The sequence below is a fragment of the Nitratifractor sp. genome, assembly GCF_015487065.1.
Classification (GTDB): domain Bacteria; phylum Campylobacterota; class Campylobacteria; order Campylobacterales; family Sulfurovaceae; genus Nitratifractor.
The window spans coordinates 1-5,967 of record NZ_WFQN01000089.1 but is presented as its reverse complement, the minus strand read 5'-3'; the positions used below and the strand labels follow the sequence as shown (position 1 = coordinate 5,967).

Annotated in this window: 6 protein-coding genes; 4 read left to right on the top strand and 2 right to left on the bottom strand. The window is 55.3% G+C overall.

Annotation, left to right across the window (positions count from 1 at the left end; genetic code table 11):
- Positions 1-177: 177 nt before the first annotated feature.
- Positions 178-879 carry an aspartate/glutamate racemase family protein gene (locus F8I07_RS04715; RefSeq protein ID WP_292656402.1) on the bottom strand — a complete coding sequence of 234 codons (702 nt, stop codon included), beginning with the start codon at positions 877-879 and terminating at the stop codon, positions 178-180.
- Positions 880-964: 85 nt separating this feature from the next.
- Between F8I07_RS04715 and nosD the strand changes: the two genes are divergently transcribed.
- The 3 genes from nosD (at position 965) to F8I07_RS04700 (ending at position 3,853) form a co-directional block, all read left to right on the top strand.
- On the top strand, positions 965-2,272 hold the full coding sequence (gene nosD, locus F8I07_RS04710; RefSeq protein WP_292656398.1) for a nitrous oxide reductase family maturation protein NosD: 1,308 nt from the start codon (positions 965-967) through the stop codon (positions 2,270-2,272).
- A 55-nt stretch (positions 2,273-2,327) separates the two neighbouring features.
- The gene (locus F8I07_RS04705) at positions 2,328-3,167 is read left to right on the top strand and encodes an HAD family hydrolase (protein WP_292656396.1); all 840 of its coding nucleotides are present in this window, start codon (positions 2,328-2,330) and stop codon (positions 3,165-3,167) included.
- Between the two features lie 386 nt (positions 3,168-3,553).
- The gene (locus tag F8I07_RS04700) at positions 3,554-3,853 is read left to right on the top strand and encodes a chorismate mutase (protein ID WP_292656393.1); all 300 of its coding nucleotides are present in this window, start codon (positions 3,554-3,556) and stop codon (positions 3,851-3,853) included.
- Between the two features lie 16 nt (positions 3,854-3,869).
- Here F8I07_RS04700 and F8I07_RS04695 read toward each other — a convergent pair whose 3' ends face one another.
- Positions 3,870-4,268 carry a hemerythrin domain-containing protein gene (locus tag F8I07_RS04695; protein WP_292656389.1) on the bottom strand — a complete coding sequence of 133 codons (399 nt, stop codon included), beginning with the start codon at positions 4,266-4,268 and terminating at the stop codon, positions 3,870-3,872.
- 214 nt (positions 4,269-4,482) lie between these two features.
- Here F8I07_RS04695 and sufB point away from each other — a divergent pair, with 214 nt between their 5' ends.
- Complete coding sequence (gene sufB, locus F8I07_RS04690; protein WP_292656386.1) at positions 4,483-5,919, top strand: Fe-S cluster assembly protein SufB; 1,437 nt, start codon at positions 4,483-4,485, stop codon at positions 5,917-5,919.
- The last annotated feature ends 48 nt before the right edge of the window (positions 5,920-5,967 follow it).

Below are 5,967 nucleotides of genomic sequence, written 5' to 3'. Positions count from 1 at the left end.
TGGTGGTGTAGGCGTGGCCGATATGGGGGATGTCGTTGACGTAGTAGATAGGGGTGGTGATGTAGGCTTTTTTGCAATGTTCGGACATGAATCGCTTTCCTTGGAAGGTTCTCTTGATTGAATTGAAGGTATTTTAGCGAAAGCTTGCTTTATCGCATTGCGATGGAGCTTTTTCGGTCATCGTCGTTCTGATAGCGCCGACTCCACCGCCGCCGTCGCATGGATACGAGTCGTGTCGAAAAGTGGCACGTCGGTATGTTCGGGTGTGACCAGCATCCCGATCTCGGTGCATCCTTCGATGATCCCCTCAGCGCCTCGGCGGCGCAGATCGTCGATGATGAGCAGATACTCCCGGCGGGATTCCTCCCGGACGATTCCCAGGACCAGCTCTTCGTAGATGATTTGATGGACGATCTGCCGGTCGGCGGGTTTGGGGATGAGCACCTCCAGGTTCCAGCGCTTACGTAGACGATCGGCGTAAAAATCCTCCTCCATTGTAAAGCGGGTCCCCAGGAGCCCCACGGTCTGCAGCCCCGCCCGGCGGATCGCCGCTCCGGTGGCGTCGGCGATGTGGAGAAAAGGGATATTGATCGACTCTTCGATCTGCGGGGCGAGTTTGTGCATGGTGTTGGTGCAGAGCAGCAGCAGCTCGGCCCCGGCCGTCTCGATCCGACGGGCTTCCTCGGCCAGCAGAGCACCGGCCCGCTCCCACTCTCCGGCCATCTGGAGCCGCTCGATCTCGGCGAAGTCCACGCTGAGCATTACGCAGCGGGCGGAGTGGAGGCCGCCCAGGCGATGTTTGACCTCCTCGTTGAGGAGCCGGTAATAGAGCGCGCTGCTCTCCCAGCTCATGCCGCCCAGGAGTCCGATGGTTTTCATGGTTTTTCCTTGAGTGATTTTGAGATATGATTTCGTAAGTATGCCGCAATCTTTCGAGAATGAGATGGCGGTCGATGGGGATAAAATGACGATACGATCGGCCGAAAGCAAAACGAAATGGAAAGCGTTTGGGTATAAACTTCTTCGTACGCCGGTCGTGAGAGGGGCACTATTTCATTGCTTCTCAATTTTATTGACAGCCGGGGCGCTGCAGGAGGCGATTGACAGCGCGGCTCCCGGAGCGACGCTGAAACTTTCGGCGGGGACGTTCAGGGAACAGGTGCACATCGACAAGCCTTTGACGATTCTGGGAATCCCTGGGCGGACAGTGATCGAAGGGCCGGGGAAGGGGACGGTGGTGAGGATTCGGGCCTCCCATGTACGGCTGGAGAATCTTGTTATTGCGGGGTCCGGGCATCGGCGGGATGCCCTGGATGCGGCGATCAGCATGGAGGGGGCCTCGGATGTCCAAATTCGGGGATGTCGGATCGAGAAAAGCCTCTTTGGCATCGTTGTCGAGATGAGCCGCCGTGTCAAACTCGCGAGAAACCGTCTCCGCTCCTATCCGGAAAAAGTGGTGGACAACCGGGGGGATTTCATCCGGATCTGGGGATCCCGGGGTGTCGGGGTTATCGACAACACTCTGAGCGGGGGGCGGGATCTTTCCGTGAGCCGTTCCCGGGATGTACAGATAGAGAACAATCGCATAGCGGAGGTCCGCTACGGTCTCCTGCTGTCGATGGATCGCAACGTAAGCATCGTCGGCAATCGGATCCGGCGCGCCTATGCCGGGATCTTCGTGCAGGGTGGGCAGGATCTGAACCTCACGGCCAATCGGATTGTCGCGACCCGTCTGGCTACCGGCACGGGGATCCTGCTGCAGCACGGACATGGGATCCATGTCACGGACAATCTCCTCCTCGGCTGTGCCCAGGCCTTCTATATCGATTCTTCCCCTGTGGAGATCGGATTGCGCCGTTTCATCGAGAGAAACCTCGTGATCGACAACGTCACGGCACTCCACTTTCACGCCGCCATACGCAACAACCGGATCCGGGACAACGATTTCATCGGCAATCTCGACGATGTGGTCCTGGACATCCCCCGGGCCAAACGGGGAGACAACGAGATCGCCCGGAACTACTGGAGCCGTTATGAAGGTTTCGACCGTAACGGCGACGGATTGGGCGATACCCCCTACCGGGTGTTGATCTATGCCGACAAACTCTGGCAGTATGACCACCGTCTTCGCTTCTTCTATGCCACTCCGCTCCTCTCGCTCCTCGACTTCATCGAACGGATCGCCCCTTTCAGCGCGCCGGATCTGCTCCTGACAGATCCCGAACCCCGCATGGCACGGGTCACCCCTCGGATCAGTGAAGCAACGGAGTGAACGGGGGTCGAAGAAGTTTGGAGATAATATCACCAAAAAAATGAAACGGAGCCCGATGAACCCTTTTTACCTTACGGACCTGGACAAAACCTTTTTGAGGACAGATTTGAGTCTCTCAGACTACAGTCGCAAAGTTTGGAACGAATGTGTGGAGCAGGGGAAGAGGCTCTCCGTCGCCACGGCCCGGAGCCTGACGGGAGTGCGCAAGCTCCTGGAGGGGCTGCATCTGCGGGAACCGCTCATTCTGCTCGACGGTGTGGTGATCGCCACGATCGAAGGGAAGCTCATCGATGTGGCGGCGCTGGACCGGGAGCTGGGGAATGCGGTGATCGATATCGCCCGGCGGGAGACGGGGATGGAACCGCTGCTGGTAGGGATGGAGGAGGATGGGCAGGAGAGTTTCCTCTACCCCCATGCCTCCAACCGCTGGCAGCGCGAACTGTTGGCGACCTTTCACAACGACCGGCGGGTGCTGGATGTCAAGGAGATGCGGGCGATGGATCGGAACCTCAAACTGGTCTTTCTGGAGAGCGAGGAGCGAACCGCCGAGTTGGAACGGATTCTGCGGGAACAGCTGGGGGAAGCGATCGAGATCAAACGCTCCGCCGACCCCTACATCGACTGCTGGTTCATGACCGTCCTGCACCCCGAGGGAGACAAGGCGCATGCCCTGGCGAAACTGGAGGGGATCGAAGGGGTGGACAAAGCCCATACCACGGTCTTCGGCGACAGCCATAACGACATCGGCCTCTTCGAGATGGCCGGACATCGCATCGCCGTGGCCAACGCCATCGAGGAGCTCAAAGAGCGGGCCGATCTCGTCTTGCCCTGGAGCAACGATGAGGATGCGGTGGCACGGTATCTGGAAGAGGAGATGTTGGAAACTAGTAACTAGTAACGAGTAACTAGGAATTGAACCCTCTGAAAAATGTCCACGAGAGGTTTCACTCGATGGCGACAAAGGAGCGCTCAACCCGTGAAACGGGCGCTTGCGTTCGCGACTGCCAGAGCTATCGAGTGAAACCGGTTGTTTTTCAGAGCACTCAATTAGGAATTAGGAATTAGGAATTTTGGGGCGTCACTTTGTAACACGGTTATTGGAGGCGGGACTTCAATCCGGCAAGACAGGACTGAAGCTCTGCCTCCAAGGCCCAGTGCCTTCCATAAACGACATACTGCCCGTCCCAACCATCGACTAGAGACTATCGACTAACAACTAACGACTTCGCCGAAGGCGCTATGCTATAATGACCGAGATATTATTGAAATGGAGGTAGCGCGATGGAGATCAAGCAGTGCAATTCTCTCGATGAGGCCAGAGCGGAGATTGACAAGCTTGACGAGAAGATCGTGGAGCTTATTGCCGCCCGTAATGCCTATATCCGGCAGCTGGCCCACTTCAAAGATTCGATTGATGAGATCAAAGCGGAAGATCGGATTGCCGACGTGATCAACCGGGCCAGGGCCAAAGCGATTGAACTGGATCTCTCACCCAATCTGATTAATGATCTCTATTTGCGGATGATCGACGCCATGGTCGACAGCGAAGTGGCCGAATTCAAAAACGCCAAGAACTTTTAGCCCTTATGGCTTCGGCTCAGCTCAGTTTGAGCTGAAAATAGAGATTTTGCTCTTCATAGTCGATCCGTTTTCCCAAAATATCCATTACCGCCTGGAAAGTGTCGAAAAAATCATTATCCAGAGGGGTTCCAGATTTGACATACTTGGCCAGGAATTTCATCAAGGTGGTTTTGGTCTCTTTGAATGACCGTTGAAAATCCTCAATCATTTTTTCGAGTCGTTCCTCATTGAGATTACTGCCACGCAACAGTTTGAACATCTCGATATCCTCACTGCTGAGATGATCCATGGCAAGATCGGTAAATTTTTTGAGATAGAGTTTGGCCTGATCTTCGTTACCTTTGACATATTCAGCGATCACCTTCTCCCCCAGAACGACCAGCTTCTCATGCTCTTTTTCCCATCGTTCGACCAATTTCTTGTTTTTTGATTTAAATAAAGATAACATCCTCATCTCCTTTTCTCTATCTTAATATTTTATTTTACTGATAATACTATCACAATTCCCTGTAAATGTATGTAAATATGATAAAAATACTCCGGATTAAACGAATTTCTGCTAAAATCCCTTGACACAAGCGCTCGGCTTTGGTTATAAACTCTCCAAAGCCGTCGAAAAAAGGATAGTCATGGCACAAGAAGAGCTGGACAAAGCAGTTTCGGGCGAGTACGCCCTCGGCTTCGAGATTGATATCGAAGAGGACAAGGTTCCGCCGGGCCTCAGCGACGAGGTGATCCGCTTCATCTCCAAGAAGAAGGATGAACCCGACTGGATGACCGAGCTGCGCCTCAAGGCCTATCATAAGTGGCTGGAGATGGAAGAGCCTCACTGGGGACATCTGGAATACGAGCCGGTCGATTACCAATCCATCAGCTACTTCGCCGCTCCCAAGAAAGGCCCGGAGAGCCTGGACGAGGTCGATCCGAAGATCCTGGAAGCCTATGAGAAGCTGGGAATCCCCCTGGAAGAGCAGAAACAGCTTGCCGGGGTCAAAGTGGCCGTCGACGCCGTCGTCGACTCGGTTTCGGTCAAGACCACCTATCAGGAGGAGCTCAAAGAGAAGGGGATCATCTTCTGTTCCATCTCCGAAGCGATCCGGGATTACCCCGAGCTGATCAAGAAGTATATGTTCAGCGTCGTCCCCATGAACGACAACTACTTTGCGGCCCTCAACTCGGCGGTCTTCACCGACGGGACCTTTGTCTATATCCCCAAAGGGGTGCGCTGCCCCATGGAGCTCTCCACCTATTTTAGGATCAACGCCCTCAATACGGGGCAGTTCGAGCGGACTCTGATCGTGGCCGACGAAGGAAGCTACGTCAGCTACAACGAGGGGTGCTCCGCTCCCATGCGGGACGAGAACCAGCTCCACGCCGCCGTGGTGGAGCTGATCGCTCTCAAAGACGCCGAAATCAAATACTCCACGATCCAAAACTGGTACCCCGGCGACGAAGAGGGCAAAGGCGGCATCTACAACTTCGTCACCAAACGGGGCCTCTGCGAAGAGAACGCCAAGATCTCCTGGACCCAGGTGGAGACCGGATCGGCCATCACCTGGAAATACCCCAGCTGCGTCCTCAAAGGGGATAACAGCGTGGGAGAGTTTTACTCCGTGGCCGTCACGACATTGGCCCAGCAGGCCGACACCGGGACCAAGATGATCCACCTGGGCAAAAACACCAGCTCTACGATCATCTCCAAAGGGATCAGCGCCATGAAGGGGCAGAATACCTACCGGGGCCTGGTCAAGATCGGGGCCAACGCCGAAGGGGCGCGCAACTACAGCGAGTGTGACAGCCTGCTCATCGGCGATCAGTGCGGAGCGCATACCTTCCCCTATCTGGAGAGCAAGGATGCCCACGGGCAGGTGGAGCACGAAGCGACGACGACCAAGATCAGCGACGAGCAGCTCTTCTACCTGCGACAGCGGGGGATCAACGAAGAGGACGCGGTGAGCATGATCGTCCACGGTTTCTGCAAAGAGGTCTTCAGCCAGCTGCCCATGGAGTATGCGGTGGAAGCGAAAGCACTATTGAATCTGACATTGGAAGGAAGTGTAGGATGAGCAACGTTGTTATGGATATCGAGAATCTCCACGCCCGAATCGGCGCCA